A 17,505-nucleotide genomic window follows, 5' to 3' on the forward strand; every position below is an offset into this window, starting at 1 on the left:
ATGCCGCGGGGCTACGAAGTGACGGGTTTGGCCGCCGCCTTAGGCGGCCAAAGTCCGCTACGCGGACTGCCCCGTCACTTAGGGCGCCCCACGGCATACCCGCCGGCCGCAGGACTGCAGACTCTCTTAACCGTGGCCCAGGTACGCGTCCTGGATTTCGGGCGAGGCCAGCAGTTCGCGGGCGGGGCCTTCGTGGCTCATGCGGCCCACTTCCAGCACGTAGCCGCGATCGGCCAGCTTGAGCGCCATGCGCGCGTTCTGTTCGACGAGCAGGATGGTCACGCCGGTGTCGCGCACGTCCGCCAGCACCTGGAAGATGTTGCGGATGATGATGGGCGCCAGGCCCAGGCTGGGCTCGTCGAGCAGCAGCAGCTTGGGCTTGGTGACCAGCGCGCGGCCGATCGCCAGCATTTGCTGTTCGCCGCCGGACAAGGTGCCGGCCAGCTGCGCGCGCCGCTCGTAAAGCCGCGGGAAGATCTTGTAGACGTATTCGCAGCTTTCGCCGATTTCGGCGGGCGGGCGCGTGAAACCGCCCAGGCGCAGGTTCTCGGCGACCGACAGGGTGCCGAAGACGCGCCGGCCTTCGGGCGACTGGCCGATGCCCAGGCGCACGATCTTGTCGGCGCCCAGCTTGGTGGTTTCCTGGCCGTGGAAACGGATGGCGCCGCTGTGGGGCGAGAGCAGGCCGCTCAGGGTGCGCATCAGCGTGGTCTTGCCGGCGCCGTTGGCGCCCAGAATGGCGACGACCTCGCCTTCTTTGACGTTGAGCGAGATGCCCTTGAGCGCCTGGATGTGGCCGTAATTGACGCGCAGGTCTTCGACTTCGAGCAGGTGGTTCATGAGTTTGCTTGTCCTTCGTGCGCCAGCGCCTCTTCCTCGTCGTCCTGGCCCAGATAGGCCTCGATCACGAGCGGGTTGCTGCGGATCGCGTCCGGATTGCCTTCCGCGATCTTCTTGCCGAAGTTGATCACGATGATGTTGTCGGCCACGTTCATCACCACGCTCATGTCGTGTTCGACCAGGATGACGGTGACGCCGCTGTCGCGGATCTTGCGGATGGTGTCGTTCAGTTCGGCCGATTCGTTTTAGTTCAGGCCGGCGGCCGGCTCGTCGAGAATGATCATTTAAGGGTCGGCCACCAGGCAACGGGCCAGTTCCACGCGCCGCTGCACGCCGTAGGCCAGCGAGGTGGCTTCTTCGTGCGCGACGTCGGCCAGGTCGAGGCGCTGGAGTACCGCCATGGCCTTGTCCGCCAGCAGCTGCTCTTCGCGGCGCTGCGCCGGCGTGTTCAACAGGCCCTGCCACCAGCGTTGGCGGATGTGCAGGTGCTGGCCGGCGACCACGTTCTCGAGCACCGTCATGTCGGAAAAAAGACGGATGGTCTGGAAGGTGCGCCGTATGCCGAGCTCGGCGATGCGGTGCGGGGCCAGGCCCGTGACGTCGCGGCCGCGCCAGCGGACATGGCCGTCGGTGGGCTTGTACACGCCCGTGATCAGGTTGAAGACCGTGGTCTTGCCTGCGCCGTTGGGGCCGATCAGGGCCACGATCTGGCCGCGTTCGATGCGAAAACCCAGCTGGTCGACCGCCCGCAGGCCGCCGAAGCTGATGCCCACGTTGTCCAGTTCGAGCAGCGTCTCGGCTGCCGCTTGTTTGTTCTGTTCCATGCGATCAGCCCCCTTTGCGCGCGGGCCAGATGCCTTGCGGCCGCAGGACCATGATCACGATCATGGCGATGCCGAAGACGAAATAACGATATTGCGCCAGGCCGGAGAAGACCTGGGGCACCACGAACATCATGGCCGTGCCAAGCAACACGCCGGGCACCGAGGCCTGCCCGCCGACCAGCACGATGGCAAACAGCGTGACCGAGTCCGCGAACGAGAACGAGCCGGGGCTCACCGCCGACAGCTGCATAGCGAACAGCGAACCGGCCAGGCCGGCGATGGCCGCGGCCAGCGCGAAGACGGCCACTTTGTAGCGGCGCGAGTTCACGCCGAGCGTGGTGGCGGCCAGTTCGTCGTACTTGATGTAGCGGAAGGTGCGGCCCAGCGCCGAGCGGTTCAGATTGCGCATGAGCCACAGCACGAGGGCCAGCGCCACCCAGTTCAGGTAGAACAGGGAGCTCTGGTCGCTCAGGTCCAGGCCGAAGACGACCGGCCCGGGCACGCCGAACAGGCCATCGGGGCCGCCGGTCAGGCCGAAGATGTCGTTCTTCATGGCCAGCACGAAGATCGCGTTGAAGCCGATGGTGACCACCAGCAGGTAATCGCCCCGCAGCTTGACGATGGGCGCGGACAGCACGGCGCCGAAGAATGCGGACACCAGCACGCCGACGGGGATGGTCCACAGCACGGGCCAGCCGAAACTGAGCGACAGCACGGCCGTGACGTAGGCGCCGATGCCGAAGTAGACGGCATGCCCCATATCGTAGATGCCCGCGCGGCCCAGCACGATGTCCTGCGACAACGCGACGATGGCGTAGATCGCGAACACGCCGCCGATCGTCACCCAGGCGGGCGAGAGGGTCACCGGCAGGAGCAGCCCTGCCAGCCATAGCGCGACGCCGGCCCAGGCCATGCGCCGGGCGTTGCCGCGGGCAGGCTTCCCGCCGGCAGGCGCGGACGCCGCATCGATAACTTGCTTGTTCATGTTCGAATCCTCAAACCTTTTCCGCAACACGTTCGCCGAGCAGGCCGGACGGACGCACCAGCAGAATCGCGATCAGCAGCCCGAACGTGATCGCGTCCTGCCACGAGCTGGACACATAGCCCACGGCAAAGACATTGAACAGCCCGAGCAACAGGCCGCCCAGCATGGCGCCGGGGATGTTGCCGATGCCGCCGATGATGGCCGCGATGAAGGCGTTCAAGCCGTATGACCAGCCCATCGTGAAATACGCCTGGCGGTAATAGAGGCCGATGAACAGGCCGCCCACCGCGCCCAGCGCGGGGCCGATCACGAACACCATGGCGATCACGCGGTTGACGTTGATGCCCATGAGCCGCGCGGCGTCCTGGTCGATCGCCGAGGCGCGGATGGCCGTACCCACGCGGGTGTGGTGCACGAAAAAGTACAGCGCGACCATCAGCACAAACGCGCCGATCATGATCATGAGCTGCACGAAGCTGAGGTAGGCGCCGCCGATGTGCCAGGTGATGTTGGGCAGCAGATTGCTGGGAAACACGCGCACGTTCGGGCCCCAGATCAGCATGATGCCGTTCTCGATCATCATGGAGGCGCCCAGTGCGGACACCATCGGGGACAGCCGGTGCGCGCGGCGCAGCGGCTTGTAGGCGACGCGATCGAGCAAGGTGCCGGTCACGGCCACCACGATGACGGCGATGAGAAAGGCCAGCGCCATCAGTACGGGCGTCGGCAGCCCGGCGAACACGCCGGTCGTCAAGGCGGTCAGGCCGATGAAGGCGCCCAGGATGCACAGGTCGCCGTGCGCGAAATTGATCAGCTTGAGCACGCCGTAGACCATCGTGTAGCCCAACGCGATCAACGCGTAGATGCCCCCGACCGTCAAGCCGTTGATGAGTTGTTGCAGGATGAAGTCCATCTTGCCTATTCCGAAGATGAAAACAGCGTCGCAGCCGGCTATGCCGTTTCGCGCCCGGACTATGCCGGGCGCGGCCGCGACGCTTTATCGAGGTACAGCCTTAATTGGTCGGATACACGGTCTTGTAGGAACCGTCGGCTTCCACTTCGAAGGCCGTGAACGGGCTGCCTACGCGCTCGCCCTTGGCATCCCACGTGAAGGGGCCGGTCAGGCCTTTGTAGCCCTTCATGTTGTGCAGGTGGGCCATGATCTTGACCGGCTCGACCGACTTGATCGCTTCGGCCGTCTGGAAGATGGCGCGCAGTCCGTCGGCGTTGGTGAAGGTGTAGATGCTCGGCGGCTGCGAGCCGAAGGCCTTCACATATTGCGCCAGGAATTCCTTGGCTTCCGGGTAGGGAAGGTTGTCCGGCGAGGGAATGTTGATGATGATCGTGCCCTGCGCGGCAGGACCGGCGATCTTGGCAAAGGCTTCGTTCTGGTTGGCGTCGCCACCCACGAAAGCGGCCTTCATGCCCAGCTGCACCATTTGCGCGCGGATCAGGCCGCCGTCGGTGTAGTAGCCCGAAAAGTACACGGCATCGGGATTCTCAGCCTTGATCTTGGTCAGCACGGCGCTGTAGTCCTGCGTGCCGGCGGTGATGAAGTCCTTGGCCACCACGTTGCCGCCAGCGGCTTTGATTTCCTTGACCACGCTGTCGGCCAGGCCGGTCGCGTAGCTGGAGTGGTCGGTGAGGACCACGACGCGCTTGTACTTCTTGGCCTTGACCAGGTACTCGGCGGTGAACACGGCTTCGGCGCTGTTGGGGGGAGCGTTGCGGAAGAAGGTCTTCCAGCCTTTCTGCGTCAGCTCGTCGCTGGTGCCGTCCGAGGTCTGGATCACTTTGGCGGCCGAATAGATCGGCGCGGCGGCCAGGGCGGCGCCGCTGGTATAGGTGCCGATCACGGCGATCACGCCGTCGTTGACCAGCTTGCGGCCGCAGATGGCGGCGGTGGCGGGCTTGCCTTCGTCGTCGCACACGACCATTTCCACCTTATGGCCCAGCAGACCGCCCTTGGCGTTCTGCTGATCGATCAGCAGCTTGACGCCGTTCTGGATGCCTTGGCCTTCGGCGGCGTAGTCGCCGGTGATGGGCGCCTGCACGCCGATCTTGATGGGCTTTTCAGCCGCTTGCGCGCCGAACGCGACCGCTCCCGCCGTAAGCGAGAAAGCGGAAATCACGGCAATTTTCTTGAAACGGTTCATTCTCTTATCTCCTGATTGAACATGCCTAGTGCACTACAAGCTCGAGTTCCCTTCGCACCGGAGAGGCGGTGCGACTCATCGAAAGTTCACCCACGGTGATTCGATGGTTTTACCAACAGCCCGTCGGCGGTTTCACCCGTGACAGGCCGAAAGTTTACCTACGGTAGTATTTTTTCTGCATAGGTAAAAACGATGAGTCGCATCCCGATTCCGACCTCGTTCAGACGCTGAAATTTTTGTGCGTTGCCGCGGCGCATGCCTGCTCGGCGCGGGATGCGGGGTTTTCAAGTATAGGAATGCACAACCCGATCGTCTTGTCGCTTTGGGACGAAGCGGATGAGAATTTCTGCACATTGGCCACTCAAACCAGGGAAAACACCTAGATCGAATAGGCGAAAAAAAGCCCTGCGTGGCTACGCAGGGCTTTGGCGATTGCGCGGGACTCCCGCTGCGTCTTATACCGAGAACGACGAACCGCAGCCGCAGGTCGTGGTGGCGTTCGGATTGCGGATGACGAACTGCGAGCCTTCGATGTCTTCCTTGTAGTCGATCTCGGCGCCGACCAGATATTGGAAGCTCATGGGGTCGACCAGCAGTTGCACGCCTTCCTTATCGAGCACGGTGTCGTCTTCGTTGACGGTTTCATCGAAGGTGAAACCGTACTGGAAGCCCGAACAGCCGCCCCCCTGCACGAACACGCGCAGCTTCAATTCGGGGTTGCCTTCTTCGAGCAGCAGATCCTTGACTTTGGCGGCAGCCGAATCGGTAAAAATGAGGGGGGCCGGCGGCGGGGCCTGCAGGTCGACGGTTTCGGTAACGGCGTTCATGGTGCGCTCCTGGCCGGGCACCTTGTGCCGCGGCGGAATTCAATACGGTAACAATGGGCAGACAGACCGCCCAGAATGATCTCACTATAACCCAGGCTTCTCAGCCCCGGCCGTGATAACCCTTACGGCAGAATAGCAACCTGGTCCAGACCGGCAGACTCGGGCAGGCCGAACATCAGGTTCATGTTCTGCACCGCCTGACCGGCGGCGCCCTTGACCAGGTTGTCCTGCACGACCAGAACGATAAGCAGGTCGCCGGGTTGACCACCCTGCGCCGGACGCTGTACCGCGATGCGCAATGTGTTGGACGCGCGCACCGAGCGAGTCTCGGGCAGGCTGCCGGCCGGCATGACATCGACGAAATGCTCGTTGGCGTAGCGTTCTTCGAACAGTTTCTGGAAATCGGTACCGCGCGCCTCGGGCAGGATGCGGGCGTAGATCGTCGAGAACATGCCCCGGATCATGGGCGCCAGGTGCGGCACGAAGGTCAACGGCACGGGGCCGCCCGCCAGCTTTTCGAGCTGAGCGACGATTTCGGGCGAATGGCGGTGGCCGGCCACGCCGTAGGCTTTGAAGTTGTCGGAGGCCTCGGAGAAGAGCGAACCCACCTCGGCCTTGCGGCCGGCGCCCGAAACGCCGGACTTGCAGTCGGCGATCAGGGTCTGGGTGTCGACCAGCCTGCTGCCGCTCTCGATGAGCGGAGCCAGTCCCAGGATGACGGTAGTGGGATAGCAGCCGGGGTTGCCGATGACGCGGGCCTTGGCGACCGCCTCGCGGTTGAGCTCGACCAGACCGTAGGCAGCTTCGGCCAGGATGTCCGGGCAACTGTGCGGCATCTTGTACCAACGCTCGAAAGCCGCCGTGTCCTGCAAGCGGAAGTCGGCGGCCAGATCGATGATCCGGGTTCCGGCGGCCAGAAGCTCCCTCGCCTGCGCCATGGCCACGCCGTGCGGCGTGGCGAAGAAGACGACGTCGCAATCGGCGAGTCTGGCGTTCTCAGGGGTCGAAAAGGCCAGGTCGACGCGGCCGCGCAGATTGGGATACATGTCGGCGACCGGCATGCCGTCTTCCTTGCGGGACGTGATGGCGGTGAGCTCGATGTGCGGGTGCTGCGACAGCAGGCGCAGCAGTTCCACGCCGGTGTAGCCGGTGCCGCCGACGATGCCGACTTTGATCTTCGATGCCATGGTATGAGCTTTACAAAAGAGGCGCCGTGCGCAGGAGGTGTGTGCCAAGCCGATGCAACACGCAATCCGGCTTTGCCCAGGCGCCATTTTATCGCGCCCTCGCCGATTACCGGCATACGCCCGCTTAAAGACGGCGTGCGCGCCTTGGGAACCACGCGATGACCGCAAACAGCCATGAAGCAGGCGACCCACGCCGTCTTGCGCGCCCGACGCCGTATGGACGAAAAAAAACCGCCTCTGCGTGAACAGGGCGGTTTTTTTGGCACAGCAGGCGATTAACGCTTGCTGAACTGCTTCCGACGGCGGGCCTTGCGCAGACCGACCTTCTTACGTTCGACTTCGCGGGCGTCGCGCGTGACGAAGCCGGCTTGCGACAGCGAGGGCTTGAGCGCCGCGTCGTAGTCGATCAGGGCGCGGGTGATGCCGTGGCGGATGGCGCCGGCTTGGCCGGTTTCACCGCCGCCGTGCACGTTGACCTTGATGTCGAACGATTCGACATGGCCGGTCAGCTCGAGCGGCTGGCGCACGATCATGCGGCCGGTTTCGCGGGCGAAGAACTCGTCGACGGGCTTGCCGTTGACGATGATGTTGCCCGTGCCTTTCTTGATGAAAACGCGAGCCACCGAGGTCTTGCGACGGCCGGTTCCGTAGTTCCAGTTACCGATCATGGCGTTTCCTTAGATTTCCAGCGGCTTGGGCTGCTGCGCGGTGTGCGGATGCTCGGCACCGGCGTACACCTTCAGCTTCTTGATCATCGCGTAGCCCAGGGGACCCTTGGGCAGCATGCCCTTGACAGCCTTCTGGATGGCGCGGCCAGGAAAACGCTCTTGCATCTTCCGGAAATTGGTTTCGCGGATACCGCCCGGGTACGTGGTGTGGCGGAAGTACTTCTTGTCTTCCGTCTTGTTGCCGGTAACGACGATATCGGCAGCGTTGACGATGATGATGTAATCACCCGTGTCAACGTGCGGCGTGAATTCGGGTTTGTGCTTGCCACGCAGACGGCGTGCGACTTCGCTGGCCACACGACCGAGGACTTTGCCCTTGGCGTCGATCACAAACCAGTCACGTTGGACTTCATGCGGCTTGGCCACAAAGGTCTTCATGATGGTTCCTAGTTTCCATTGTTCCGGCGGCAGAATGGCCCGCTCACCGGGTTTTCTCTCCGCGATTTCCGGCCTAAGCGTTATTACCCGCCCGTGCTTGAAAGATGGGAAAGAGCCCAAGACTATAGCATCTGCGCATTTTTTGCGCAAGCCGCGATACGAAATGACCGCGACCCGGGGCAACCCGGCCGGCAACAACCCTCTCGAATAGCCGCCCCCGGGAAGGCCGCCTCCGGCGCCCTCAATTCGGCTTGAACACCAGCGTCGAGGAGAGGTACTGCTCGTAGGCGCCCTCGGCCACTTTGAACCACGACGCGAAATCGCCCCTCGCGACCATATAGCTGTCGTGGATCGCCTTGAACTTGGGGTCTTTGCCCGACATATCGGCGTACCAGGCCGCCGCCGCGTCCCAGGCGGCGTCCAGCACCGAACGCGGAAAGGCGCGCAACTGTGCACCGCCCGTCACGAGGCGGCGCAGAGCTACGGCGTTGCGGGCGTCGTAGCGCGCGGTCACGTCCAGGTGCACCGCGCAGCTGGCTGCCTTGACGATGGTCTGATAGGTCTTGGGCAGGCTGTCCCAGGCCTTGGCGCCGATGTAGAGCGAGGCTTGCGTACTGCCTGCCCACCAGCCGGGGTAATAGTAAAAGCCGGCCGACTTGGGCGCGCCCTGCCTATCGTCGTCGTACGGCGTGCCGGCGCCTGCAACGGCATCGAGCGCGCCGGAGGCCAGCGCTGCCTGCGCGTCGGCCACCGGCGCCTGCGGCGCCGCGCCCATGCCGGCCAGCAGCGTCGCGAGCAGGCCCTGTGCCTCGATTTTCAGGCCCTTGAAGGTCTCGATCGACTTGATCTCGTTCTTGTACCAGCCGCCCATGCGCGCGCCGGTATTGCCCAGGGGGAAATTGACGATGCCGTGTTCCTTGAACAGATCGCGCGTGAGCGAGAGTCCGTCACCCTCGAACATCCAGGCGTTCATTTGCCGGGCCGTCAGCCCGAAAGGCGCGGCCGCGTCGAAGCAGAACGCCGGATTGACGCCTTCGTACAGGGACGAAACGGCATGACCCATCTCGGCCTGGCCCTTCTGCACGGCGTCCAGCACCCCCGAAGCCGGCGCTTTCTCGCCGGCCGGCTCAGGCTTGATGACGAAACGGCCGTCCGTGGCGTCGGAGACATATTCCGAGAACACGCCGGCCGCACCATAGAGCACGTTCTGCCGATCGGTGAAGGCCGAGGCCAGGCGCCACCTGAAAGAAGGCGCATCGGCCGCCAGAGCCGGAGCGGCCAGAACGGCGCCGCCCGCCGCGGCCCCCAGGCCGGCTCCCTTCAAGAAGGATCGACGTTGCATGGCTTGATCTCCCGAAGCGCGTTAGTGGATCGCTGGTAGAACGAATGAGCGGCGGGTCAGGTTCCCGCGATGGACATCTGCCCGATCAGAATGGAGCCGGTGGTCTTGGTGCCGCGCGTGATGGTGTCCGCACCCACCGCAACGATGTCGCGAAACATGTCGGCAAGATTGCCGGCGATGGTGATTTCCTGCACGGCATGCTGGATGCGCCCGTTCTGGACCCAGTAGCCGAAGGCGCCGCGCGAATAGTCGCCCGTGACGTAGTTCACGCCCTGGCCGATCAGCTCGGTGACCAGCAGCCCCGTGCCCAGCTTGCGCAGCATGGCTTCGAAGTCGTCGCTCTTGCGCGTCAGCCGCGAGGTAAGCGACAAGTTGTGCGAACCGCCGGCGTTGCCGGTGGTGACCATGCCCAGCTTGCGCGCCGTATAGGTCGACAGGAAGTAGCCTTCCAGCCTGCCGCCCTGGACCACCTGGCGGGCCTGCGTGCGCACACCCTCGTCGTCGAAGGGCGAGCTGCCCATACCGCCCGGCACGTGCGGATCCTCGGCCACGTCGATGTGATCGGAGAAGACCGGCTTGCCCAGCGCATCGACCAGGAAGCTGGCCTTGCGATAGAGCGCCCCGCCGCTGACCGCTTGCGTGAAAGCGCCCAGCAGGCCCAGGGCCAGCGGGGCTTCGAACAGCACCGGCACCTTGCACGTGGCGACGCGCCGAGCCGACAGGCGCGACAGCGTGCGCTCGGCGGCATAGCGGCCGACGGCCTCGGGCGAGGCCATAAGCTTGGCGTCGCGCTCGGACGTATACCAATAGTCGCGCTGCATGTTGTCGCCGCGTCCGGCGATGGGCGCCACCGACAGGCTGTGGCGCGAATACGGATAGCCGCCGAGAAAGCCGCGCGTGTTGCCCATGACGAACTGGCCCTCGAAGGCGCCCACGGACGCCCCGTCGGTATTGGTGATGCGCGGGTCGACCGCGCGCGCGGCGCTTTCGGCGCGCAGCGCCAGCTCGGCGGCCTCTTCGGTGCCGATGGGCCAGGCGTAGTGCAAGGCCAGGTCGCGATGATCGGTGGCCAGCATGTCCAAGTCGGGCAGGCCGGCGGCAGGATCGGCCGCCGTATGGCGCGCGATGTGCCAGGCCGCCTCGACGGTCTGGCGCAAGGCCTCGTCGGAAAAATCGGAGGTGGACGCCGAACCGCGGCTCTGCCCGGCGTAGACGGTGAGGTCCAGAGAGCGATCTCGCGTCTGCTCGACGGTTTCGATATCGTTTTTGCGCACCGACACCGACAGCCCCAGGCTCTCGGAAACTTCGGCCACGGCGTCGCTCGCGCCGGCCTTGCGCGCGTAAGCCAGCACCTTCTCGACGAGTTCGCTAAAACGCGCCTGGTTGGCGGCCACCGGCAGGGAAGAAGAGGAATTGACCATTGCTGTCCACTTAACTGAGGCGGTTATCATAGCCCTTTCATCTAGCCGACTTGCCATGCACGCCGAGTTCCCCCACGAGTCCGACCTTCCCGACGATTTCGAAGACGACGACCGGCCGCCCAGCAAGTCGCAGGTCAAACGGGACATGCACGCCCTGCTCGACCTGGGTAAGGAACTCATCGACCTCTCGCCCGAGCGCCTGAAGCAGCTGCCGCTGGCCGAGCGCCTGTACGAGGCCATACGCCAGGCGCAGCGCATCACCAGCCACGGCGGCCGCCGCCGCCAAGTCCACTTCGTCGGCAAGCTGATGCGCAACGCCCCCGCCGAAGAAATCCGCGCCCAGCTAGACGTCTGGAAAAACGGCTCGCGCGAGGCCACCGCCGCCATGCATCGCCTGGAAGCCCTGCGCGATCGCCTGCTGGTGGACGACGACGCGCTCACCGAACTGCTGCAGGATCACCCCGGCGCCGACGTCCAGCACCTGCGCGCCCTCATCCGCGCCGCAAGAAGGGAAGCCCAGGCCAATGCCGGCCTGCAGCAAGGCCAGGATCCGCAGCGCAAGCAATACCGCGCCCTCTTCCAGGCGCTGAAAGACCTGGCGTAAGCGACCAGCTGACGATTCGACAGTCCCGAACGGTCTGGAAGAATCCGAGAAGCGAGCCGAGGCCCCCGAAGCAATCCGAAGCCGAACCCACTGGGCGAGCATCGGAATTGCGCAGGGCAGCCTCGGCGGTTTAAGAACTCAAACAATCAAGGCAAGCCGCAACCATGACCGCCCCTCTTCTTGACTGCCTGGAAATCGAAACCGCCCCGAACCCCACGCACGCCGTCATCTGGCTGCATGGCCTGGGCGCCGACGCCAACGACTTCGCCCCCATTGTCCCCCAGGTCGCGCTGGGTCTGGAACACGCCACCCGCTTCGTCTTCCCCAACGCCCCCATGCTGCCGGTGACCATCAACGGCGGCATGGTCATGCCCGCCTGGTACGACATCCTCGCCATGGACCTGGTGCGCCGAGAGGACGCCCAAGGCATCCGCGCCAGCGAGCAGGCCATACGCGCCCTGATCGCCCGCGAAAACGCGCGCGGCGTTCCCACCTCGAACATCGTGCTCGCCGGGTTTTCGCAAGGCTGCGCCATGACCTTGCATACCGGCCTGCGCCTGCCGGAAAAACTGGCCGGCATGATGGGCCTGTCGGGCTATCTGCCGCTGATCGACCTGGCCGACGCCGAACGCCTGACGGCCAACGCGAACACGCCCATCTTCCTGGCCCACGGCACCTTCGATCCGGTCGTGGCCTTGCCTCGCGCGGAAGCGTCGCGCGCCAAACTGAAGGAACTGGGCTGCGACGTACGCTGGCACACCTACCCCATGCCGCATGCCGTCTGTCCGCAGGAAATCGACGACATCCGCGACTTCCTGCAAGAAGTCATCGCCTGAGATTCGAGTCACTGCGAACCGAGCCGCGAAAGCGGCAAATTCCGGCATGGCAAGGGGCGGCGTCGGCGCGTCGAGGGCTCGGTAGATCCGGCCTTCTCAAGACGAGCCCGGCTTACTTCAAATCCATCCACACCCTGCGCATCGTCGGATCTTCAGGGTCGGCGTCGTTGACCATGCCCAGGCGCGTCATCAGCGTCAGCATGGGCCGGTTGGTCGACAGAATCAGGCCTTCGATATATTCCAGGCCCTGATCCCGGGCTTCGGCGATCAAGGCCTGCATCAACTGTCCGCCCAGGTGCCGCTTCTGCCAATCGTCGCCGATCACCAGCGCATATTCCGCGCCGCGACCGTCGGCATTGCGCAGGTAGTGCGCGAAGCCGATGATGACCTCGCGCGGATGGCCGCGATGCTCTGGATTGGGCACCTGGGTGCACGCCACCAGCGCCAGCTCGCGGTGATAGTCGATCTGCGTGTAGCGCGTCAGCATGCGCGGCGTCAGTTCGCGCAGCATGGACACGAAGCGCATATAGCGCGAGCGCTCGGACAGCCCGCGTATGAAAGTCTGCAGCGAATCGCCGTCCTCGGGGCGTATGGGCCGGATGACCCACGGCGTGCCGTCGTCCATGCGCCGCACCTGCACCAGCCGCGTGGGATACGGATGGATGGCCATGTGCGGGTAGCCGCCCAGCTGCGGCGAGCCGGCCGCCTCGCGTGTAATGCGCATGCGCACACCGGCCGCGCGCAGATGCGTCGCGCCGATATGAAGCGGATCGATCGCCAGCATCTCGACGTCCGGCAGTTCGCAGATCAACTCGGAAATCTGCACCAGCGCATGCTGCAGACTTTCGGTGACGCTGACTTCCACCCCAGGGGCGATCACCCCGCGCCACAAACGGCTACGCTCCAGCAGCCGGCGCGCCAGGTAGCCGTTGAGCGGCGGCAACTCCATGCTGCCGCCCCAGCCCGGCAGATCGGCCTGCGGACCGCTGGCACCGAATTGCATCACGGGGCCGAGCCGACTATCGCGCGACACGCGCACCGACACGGGATGCGACTCGGGCTCGGCACCCGCGGCGCCTTCAGGCATAACCTGCAGCGGCACCTGGAAGGCGTCCAGCAGCGTCTGCGCCTGGGCCACGGTCAATTCCTGTCGGCCCTCCTCTCTGGCTCGGGCGATCACGGCGCGCGCACCGGCAAAGTCGGGCGGCAGCGCCGGCGGCTCCAGGGGCTGGGTCTGCTGCAGCAATTGCTGATTGTAGTTGTAGGAGACCAGTACGCGAAAGGCGTCCATTGCCGTCTCGGGCGTACGGAAGGCCGGCGTGCCTGCGTCGTCGAGCATGCGTCGCAATGGCCGCATGGCGGCGTCGCCCATGAGACAGGTGATCACCGGCTTGCGTGCCTTGGGGGCGATTTTCGCCAGATGCTCGGCCACCGCATGCATGTCGGTCAACGGATCTGGCGCCAGCAGCGCCAGCACGCCGTCCACGCCGGCGTCGGCCAGCAGGCCGTCGAGCATGCCCTGGATGCGTTCGGGGGTCAGCGGCGCATAGCTGATGACGGGGTTGTCCACGGCCGCGCCAGGTTCTAACAGGGCCTGCAACGCGCGGCGCGTGCCGGGTTCGAGCCCTGCGGGCAGGGTGGATCCGTCAATGCCGACCACGTCCATGGCCAGTTGCGGCGGGCCGTTGCCGTTGGACAGCACGGCCACGCGTCCGCCTTTAGGACGGCGCACATGACCCAGCACCTTCATGGCCGAAAAGAGCTGCATGAAATAGCGCACGCGCACCGCACCGGCGCGCCGCAGCGCAGCGTCGAACACCGCGTCGCCGTGACCGGCCTTGAGCACGATGACGGGCTTGACGCTGGCCGCGGCACGCAGTGCGCTCATGAACTCGCGCGCGAAACCGGGGTTTTCCAGATACAGCACGATGCTGTCGCTGCGCGCATCGCTGGCAAGGTAGTCGATCGTTTGCGGCAGATCGACCCCCGCTTCGCCGCCGAGCGACACCACCGTGGAAAAACCGATGTGCGCGTCCTCTGCCCAGTCCATGACGGCCGCGGCAATCGAGCGCGACTGCGTCACCAACGCGACGCGCCCGGGCAGCGCCAGCGTCGGATACTGGCTGAGATTGAGCCAGCTGTGAGGCCGCTGCACGCCGAAAGAATGCGGGCCGAGCAGCGTGCAATCGTGCTGCCTGGCCCATTCGGCGCATAGCTCGCGCGTCTGGGCGGGATGCGCATCGGGCAATTCGTGCGGCAGGACGATGGCACTGCGAGGCGCCAGCGCGGCCAGGCGCCGCAGCGTCTCGGGCAAGGCCTGGGGCGCGACGCAGACCAGCGCCAGGTCGGGCCGCCTGCCCGGCGCCAGACCCGTGCAGGCTGCGGGCAGCACCGGAACGCGGCTGAATTCGCAGGTCGCGACCGTTGTACGCGCGCGCAGCTCGGCCAGCAACACGGCCAGAACCGGCAGATCGCGGTCGGCCGCAATGACCAGGGAATCCGGCTCGAACAGAGGGGCGAGGGCGTGTCGCAACATGGCGGCGCAAAAGTGCGGACGGCACTCATTTAAAATAGGGGTGACCCATTCATCGTAACAAGACCGCGCCCCGTCCATCTACGGTTGCGCATCCGCTCAATGCGGCCCCTCTTACCGCCGCCCTGCCATGACCCGCCAAACGCCTCCCGTCGTACGTACCCGCTTCGCGCCCTCGCCCACCGGTTTCCTGCACCTGGGCGGCGCGCGCACCGCGCTGTTTTCCTGGGCATACGCCCGCCATCATCAAGGCGTCTTCGTGCTGCGCATCGAAGACACCGACGTGGAACGCTCCAGCCAGGAAGCCGTGGACGCGATCATCGACAGCATGGCCTGGCTGGGCATGCAGCCCGACGAAGGTCCTTTCTATCAAATGCGGCGCATGGACCGCTACCGTGAAGTGCTGGCCGGCATGTTGCAGGCCGGCACGGCCTATCACTGCTACAGCTCTCCCGAGGAAGTCGAGGCCATGCGCGAAGCCGCCCGCGCCCGAGGCGACAAGCCGCGCTATGACGGCACCTGGCGCCCCGAGCCCGGCAAGACGCTGCCGCCCATCCCAGAAGGCCGCAAGCCGGTTGTCCGCTTCAAGAACCCGCAGGGCGGCGCGACTGCGTGGAACGACCTCATCAAGGGCCCCATCAGCTTTGACAACACCGAGCTGGACGATCTCATTATTGCGCGGCCCGACGGCACCCCCACCTACAACTTCTGCGTGGTGGTCGACGACATGGACATGGCCATCACCCACGTGCTGCGCGGCGACGACCACGTCAACAACACCCCGCGCCAGATCAACATTCTGCGCGCGCTGGGGGCCTCGCTGCCCCAGTACGGCCACGTGCCCATGATCCTCGGCCCCGACGGCCAGAAGCTGTCCAAGCGCCATGGTGCGGTCAACGTCATGGAGTACGACAAGGAAGGCTATCTGCCCGAGGCCATGGTCAACTACCTGGCCCGCCTGGGCTGGAGCCATGGCGACGATGAGCTTTTCACCCGCGAGCAACTGGTGCAGTGGTTCGACGCCGACCATCTGTCCAAATCCGCCTCGCAATGGGATCCGAAAAAGCTCAACTGGGTCAACGCGCACTACATCCGGCAGATGCCCGACGCCGAGCTGGCCGAACGCGTGGCGCCACGCATCGTGGCGCGCGGCGGCGACCCGCGCGCGGTGGAGCTACCCGCTGCCTTGGCCCTGCTGAAGGATCGCGCCGAAACGCTGGAGCAATTGGCCGAAGGCGCCATGCTGTTCTGCGGCCCGTATCAAAGCGCGCCCGCCGAGCTGGCCGAACAGCACCTGACGCCCGCCGCGCGCGAAGCGCTCGCCGCCTTCGCCGCGCAGGCGCAAGGCACCGAATGGACCAAGGAAAATATTGCCGCACTCATCAAGACCGTGCTGGCCGAGCGCGGGCTGAAGATGCCGCAGCTGGCCATTCCGCTACGGGTGGCTGTCACCGGCCGAGCCCAGACGCCGGCAGTAGACGCCGTGCTGGCGCTGCTGGGCAAGCAAACCGTGCTCGCGCGCCTGAACGCGATTTAACCGAGCCGATTTTCGAACGCCGGCGCGAAAGCGCTGCGACCGGCAGCGCTTTCGCGCCCCAAAGGCCGCCTCGCCGGCCACACCTCGCCGGCCGCCTCACTCCGGCAGTTGATAGCCGGGGGGCATGCGCCGCTCGAACAGCGTGCGGCCATCGCCCAGGCTGCGCAAAGTCAGGCGGTCGCGGCTTTTCTTTTCGACGCGATAGCGATTGATGTAGATCGGATCGGTGGTATCGACGTCTTCGCCGTGTGAAGACGTGGTCTGCATGGTGAGTATGCCGTCGGCCACCTGCCAGCAGCCCTTCTCGTCGAGAGCCGGGCGCACCCTGCGACCGAACCTGAGCTGGGTCGTGTAACTCATGCGGCCGTCGGGAGAAAAAACCTTCAGGGATCTGTAATCGCCCGCCACGCCCTTGGGCCGGGACGTCGAATACCAGGTACCTATCATCGGGTCGCCAGGCTGGGCCGGGACACATGCCATGGCGGGCGGCGGGGGCGGGGCCTCGGAGGCCGCCGGAGCATTGTTGCTGGTGGCACACCCGGCCAAAACTGCAAGCGCGGCGCATGCCGCGCCGGCCATCAAGACAGAAGACGAACGACGCATGATTCCAAGAGCTTTCGGGCCCGACGATCTCAAGCCGCAACGGGCGGTGCGGCAACACTATCGCCACTCTAAAGACCGGACCCCGTCAAGGCAATAAAACTCGCCCGCGCCACGCATGCCGCAGCTGCCGCCTGCTGCAATTGCACAACACCGACGGCCGCGCGACGCGTCCGAGGCCCGCCGGGGGCCCCGCTATAAAGGCAGCCTGACCTCGTTCTTGATCTCTCGCAGCGCCACGATGGTGCGGGTCTGGCGTATGCCGGGCAAATTGAAGAGAAAACGGTGCAGGAACTGGTCGTAGGCCTCGGGGCTTTCCACCAGGATCTTGAGCAGAAAGTCCGAATCGCCCGTGACCGCGTAACACTCCAGTATTTCGGGTGCGTCGCGCACCGAGCGCTCGAAATTTTCGACGGTGCTGGCGACATGCCGCTCCAGCCCGATCTGCACGAACATGCAGCTTTGCAGGCCCACTTTGCTGCGGTCGACGCGGGCGTGGTAGCCCTGAATGACACCGTCGGCCTCCATGGCCTTGACCCGTCGCCACACCGGAGCGGTCGACAACCCCACCTGATCGGACAACTGCTGCGCCGAGGCCCGGCCGTCCTGCTGCAGGGCGCGCAGGATGCTGATATCCGTTTTATCCATATTTATTCCAAAAAAACACAAAACGCGAAATATTTATTTCGTATTTTAGGGAATATCCG

At 65.0% G+C, this 17,505-nt stretch carries 18 protein-coding genes; 3 read left to right on the top strand and 15 right to left on the bottom strand.

Going from position 1 to position 17,505, the window contains the following annotated elements:
* Positions 1–126: 126 nt before the first annotated feature.
* From ACTHJ1_RS11545 to pmbA, 12 genes are all read right to left on the bottom strand, one after another.
* On the bottom strand, positions 127–840 hold the full coding sequence (locus ACTHJ1_RS11545; protein ID WP_440192317.1) for an ABC transporter ATP-binding protein: 714 nt from the start codon (positions 838–840) through the stop codon (positions 127–129).
* Complete coding sequence (locus tag ACTHJ1_RS11550) at positions 837–1,007, bottom strand: hypothetical protein (protein WP_440192320.1); 171 nt, start codon at positions 1,005–1,007, stop codon at positions 837–839. The genes ACTHJ1_RS11545 and ACTHJ1_RS11550 overlap by 4 nt, the downstream gene beginning before the upstream one ends.
* 117 nt (positions 1,008–1,124) lie before the next feature.
* On the bottom strand, positions 1,125–1,664 hold the full coding sequence (locus ACTHJ1_RS11555) for an ABC transporter ATP-binding protein (RefSeq protein ID WP_440192323.1): 540 nt from the start codon (positions 1,662–1,664) through the stop codon (positions 1,125–1,127).
* 4 nt (positions 1,665–1,668) lie between these two features.
* The gene (locus ACTHJ1_RS11560; RefSeq protein WP_440192326.1) at positions 1,669–2,649 is read right to left on the bottom strand and encodes a branched-chain amino acid ABC transporter permease; all 981 of its coding nucleotides are present in this window, start codon (positions 2,647–2,649) and stop codon (positions 1,669–1,671) included.
* A 10-nt stretch (positions 2,650–2,659) separates the two neighbouring features.
* The gene (locus ACTHJ1_RS11565; RefSeq protein WP_440192329.1) at positions 2,660–3,562 is read right to left on the bottom strand and encodes a branched-chain amino acid ABC transporter permease; all 903 of its coding nucleotides are present in this window, start codon (positions 3,560–3,562) and stop codon (positions 2,660–2,662) included.
* 100 nt (positions 3,563–3,662) lie between these two features.
* Positions 3,663–4,805 (bottom strand): branched-chain amino acid ABC transporter substrate-binding protein, encoded by a 1,143-nt coding sequence (locus tag ACTHJ1_RS11570; RefSeq protein ID WP_440192332.1) that lies wholly within the window; start codon positions 4,803–4,805, stop codon positions 3,663–3,665.
* A gap of 455 nt (positions 4,806–5,260) precedes the next feature.
* Entirely contained in the window at positions 5,261–5,632 is a 372-nt protein-coding gene (gene erpA, locus ACTHJ1_RS11575; protein ID WP_440192335.1) for an iron-sulfur cluster insertion protein ErpA, read from the bottom strand.
* A gap of 122 nt (positions 5,633–5,754) precedes the next feature.
* A complete protein-coding gene (gene argC / locus ACTHJ1_RS11580) occupies positions 5,755–6,819 on the bottom strand; it encodes an N-acetyl-gamma-glutamyl-phosphate reductase (RefSeq protein ID WP_440192338.1) in 1,065 nt (354 codons plus the stop codon).
* Positions 6,820–7,094: 275 nt separating this feature from the next.
* On the bottom strand, positions 7,095–7,487 hold the full coding sequence (gene rpsI, locus ACTHJ1_RS11585) for a 30S ribosomal protein S9 (protein ID WP_440192341.1): 393 nt from the start codon (positions 7,485–7,487) through the stop codon (positions 7,095–7,097).
* A 9-nt stretch (positions 7,488–7,496) separates the two neighbouring features.
* A complete protein-coding gene (gene rplM / locus ACTHJ1_RS11590) occupies positions 7,497–7,925 on the bottom strand; it encodes a 50S ribosomal protein L13 (protein ID WP_330916078.1) in 429 nt (142 codons plus the stop codon).
* A 241-nt stretch (positions 7,926–8,166) separates the two neighbouring features.
* Positions 8,167–9,267 carry an ABC transporter substrate-binding protein gene (locus ACTHJ1_RS11595; protein ID WP_440192345.1) on the bottom strand — a complete coding sequence of 367 codons (1,101 nt, stop codon included), beginning with the start codon at positions 9,265–9,267 and terminating at the stop codon, positions 8,167–8,169.
* A gap of 56 nt (positions 9,268–9,323) precedes the next feature.
* A complete protein-coding gene (gene pmbA / locus ACTHJ1_RS11600) occupies positions 9,324–10,688 on the bottom strand; it encodes a metalloprotease PmbA (RefSeq protein ID WP_440192348.1) in 1,365 nt (454 codons plus the stop codon).
* Positions 10,689–10,743: 55 nt separating this feature from the next.
* Between pmbA and yjgA the strand changes: the two genes are divergently transcribed.
* Positions 10,744–11,292 carry a ribosome biogenesis factor YjgA gene (gene yjgA, locus ACTHJ1_RS11605; RefSeq protein ID WP_440192351.1) on the top strand — a complete coding sequence of 183 codons (549 nt, stop codon included), beginning with the start codon at positions 10,744–10,746 and terminating at the stop codon, positions 11,290–11,292.
* Between the two features lie 164 nt (positions 11,293–11,456).
* Positions 11,457–12,128 (top strand): alpha/beta hydrolase, encoded by a 672-nt coding sequence (locus ACTHJ1_RS11610; protein WP_440192353.1) that lies wholly within the window; start codon positions 11,457–11,459, stop codon positions 12,126–12,128.
* A gap of 112 nt (positions 12,129–12,240) precedes the next feature.
* Here ACTHJ1_RS11610 and ACTHJ1_RS11615 read toward each other — a convergent pair whose 3' ends face one another.
* A complete protein-coding gene (locus tag ACTHJ1_RS11615) occupies positions 12,241–14,664 on the bottom strand; it encodes a GNAT family N-acetyltransferase (protein ID WP_440192356.1) in 2,424 nt (807 codons plus the stop codon).
* A 127-nt stretch (positions 14,665–14,791) separates the two neighbouring features.
* On the opposite strand from ACTHJ1_RS11615, the gene gltX reads away from it, so the two are divergent.
* On the top strand, positions 14,792–16,198 hold the full coding sequence (gene gltX / locus ACTHJ1_RS11620; RefSeq protein ID WP_440192359.1) for a glutamate--tRNA ligase: 1,407 nt from the start codon (positions 14,792–14,794) through the stop codon (positions 16,196–16,198).
* A gap of 96 nt (positions 16,199–16,294) precedes the next feature.
* On the opposite strand, the gene ACTHJ1_RS11625 is transcribed toward gltX, so the two are convergent.
* The gene (locus ACTHJ1_RS11625; protein WP_440192362.1) at positions 16,295–16,801 is read right to left on the bottom strand and encodes a hypothetical protein; all 507 of its coding nucleotides are present in this window, start codon (positions 16,799–16,801) and stop codon (positions 16,295–16,297) included.
* 192 nt (positions 16,802–16,993) lie between these two features.
* The gene (locus tag ACTHJ1_RS11630; RefSeq protein WP_440192365.1) at positions 16,994–17,446 is read right to left on the bottom strand and encodes an Lrp/AsnC family transcriptional regulator; all 453 of its coding nucleotides are present in this window, start codon (positions 17,444–17,446) and stop codon (positions 16,994–16,996) included.
* Between the last annotated feature and the right edge of the window lie 59 nt (positions 17,447–17,505).

Origin of the sequence: Bordetella sp. (genome assembly GCF_051960075.1) — a bacterium.
GTDB lineage: Bacteria > Pseudomonadota > Gammaproteobacteria > Burkholderiales > Burkholderiaceae_B > Bordetella.

Excerpts from the sequence above, each read along its gene's own strand:
- ACTHJ1_RS11545 (WP_440192317.1), bottom strand. The coding sequence starts at position 840 with ATGAACCACCTGCTCGAAGTCGAAGACCTGCGCGTCAATTACGGCCAC.
- ACTHJ1_RS11550 (WP_440192320.1), bottom strand. The coding sequence starts at position 1,007 with ATGAGCGTGGTGATGAACGTGGCCGACAACATCATCGTGATCAACTTC.
- ACTHJ1_RS11555 (WP_440192323.1), bottom strand. The coding sequence starts at position 1,664 with ATGGAACAGAACAAACAAGCGGCAGCCGAGACGCTGCTCGAACTGGAC.
- ACTHJ1_RS11560 (WP_440192326.1), bottom strand. The coding sequence starts at position 2,649 with ATGAACAAGCAAGTTATCGATGCGGCGTCCGCGCCTGCCGGCGGGAAG.
- ACTHJ1_RS11565 (WP_440192329.1), bottom strand. The coding sequence starts at position 3,562 with ATGGACTTCATCCTGCAACAACTCATCAACGGCTTGACGGTCGGGGGC.
- ACTHJ1_RS11570 (WP_440192332.1), bottom strand. The coding sequence starts at position 4,805 with ATGAACCGTTTCAAGAAAATTGCCGTGATTTCCGCTTTCTCGCTTACG.
- erpA (WP_440192335.1), bottom strand. The coding sequence starts at position 5,632 with ATGAACGCCGTTACCGAAACCGTCGACCTGCAGGCCCCGCCGCCGGCC.
- argC (WP_440192338.1), bottom strand. The coding sequence starts at position 6,819 with ATGGCATCGAAGATCAAAGTCGGCATCGTCGGCGGCACCGGCTACACC.
- rpsI (WP_440192341.1), bottom strand. The coding sequence starts at position 7,487 with ATGATCGGTAACTGGAACTACGGAACCGGCCGTCGCAAGACCTCGGTG.
- rplM (WP_330916078.1), bottom strand. The coding sequence starts at position 7,925 with ATGAAGACCTTTGTGGCCAAGCCGCATGAAGTCCAACGTGACTGGTTT.
- ACTHJ1_RS11595 (WP_440192345.1), bottom strand. The coding sequence starts at position 9,267 with ATGCAACGTCGATCCTTCTTGAAGGGAGCCGGCCTGGGGGCCGCGGCG.
- pmbA (WP_440192348.1), bottom strand. The coding sequence starts at position 10,688 with ATGGTCAATTCCTCTTCTTCCCTGCCGGTGGCCGCCAACCAGGCGCGT.
- yjgA (WP_440192351.1), top strand. The coding sequence starts at position 10,744 with ATGCACGCCGAGTTCCCCCACGAGTCCGACCTTCCCGACGATTTCGAA.
- ACTHJ1_RS11610 (WP_440192353.1), top strand. The coding sequence starts at position 11,457 with ATGACCGCCCCTCTTCTTGACTGCCTGGAAATCGAAACCGCCCCGAAC.
- ACTHJ1_RS11615 (WP_440192356.1), bottom strand. The coding sequence starts at position 14,664 with ATGTTGCGACACGCCCTCGCCCCTCTGTTCGAGCCGGATTCCCTGGTC.
- gltX (WP_440192359.1), top strand. The coding sequence starts at position 14,792 with ATGACCCGCCAAACGCCTCCCGTCGTACGTACCCGCTTCGCGCCCTCG.
- ACTHJ1_RS11625 (WP_440192362.1), bottom strand. The coding sequence starts at position 16,801 with ATGCGTCGTTCGTCTTCTGTCTTGATGGCCGGCGCGGCATGCGCCGCG.
- ACTHJ1_RS11630 (WP_440192365.1), bottom strand. The coding sequence starts at position 17,446 with ATGGATAAAACGGATATCAGCATCCTGCGCGCCCTGCAGCAGGACGGC.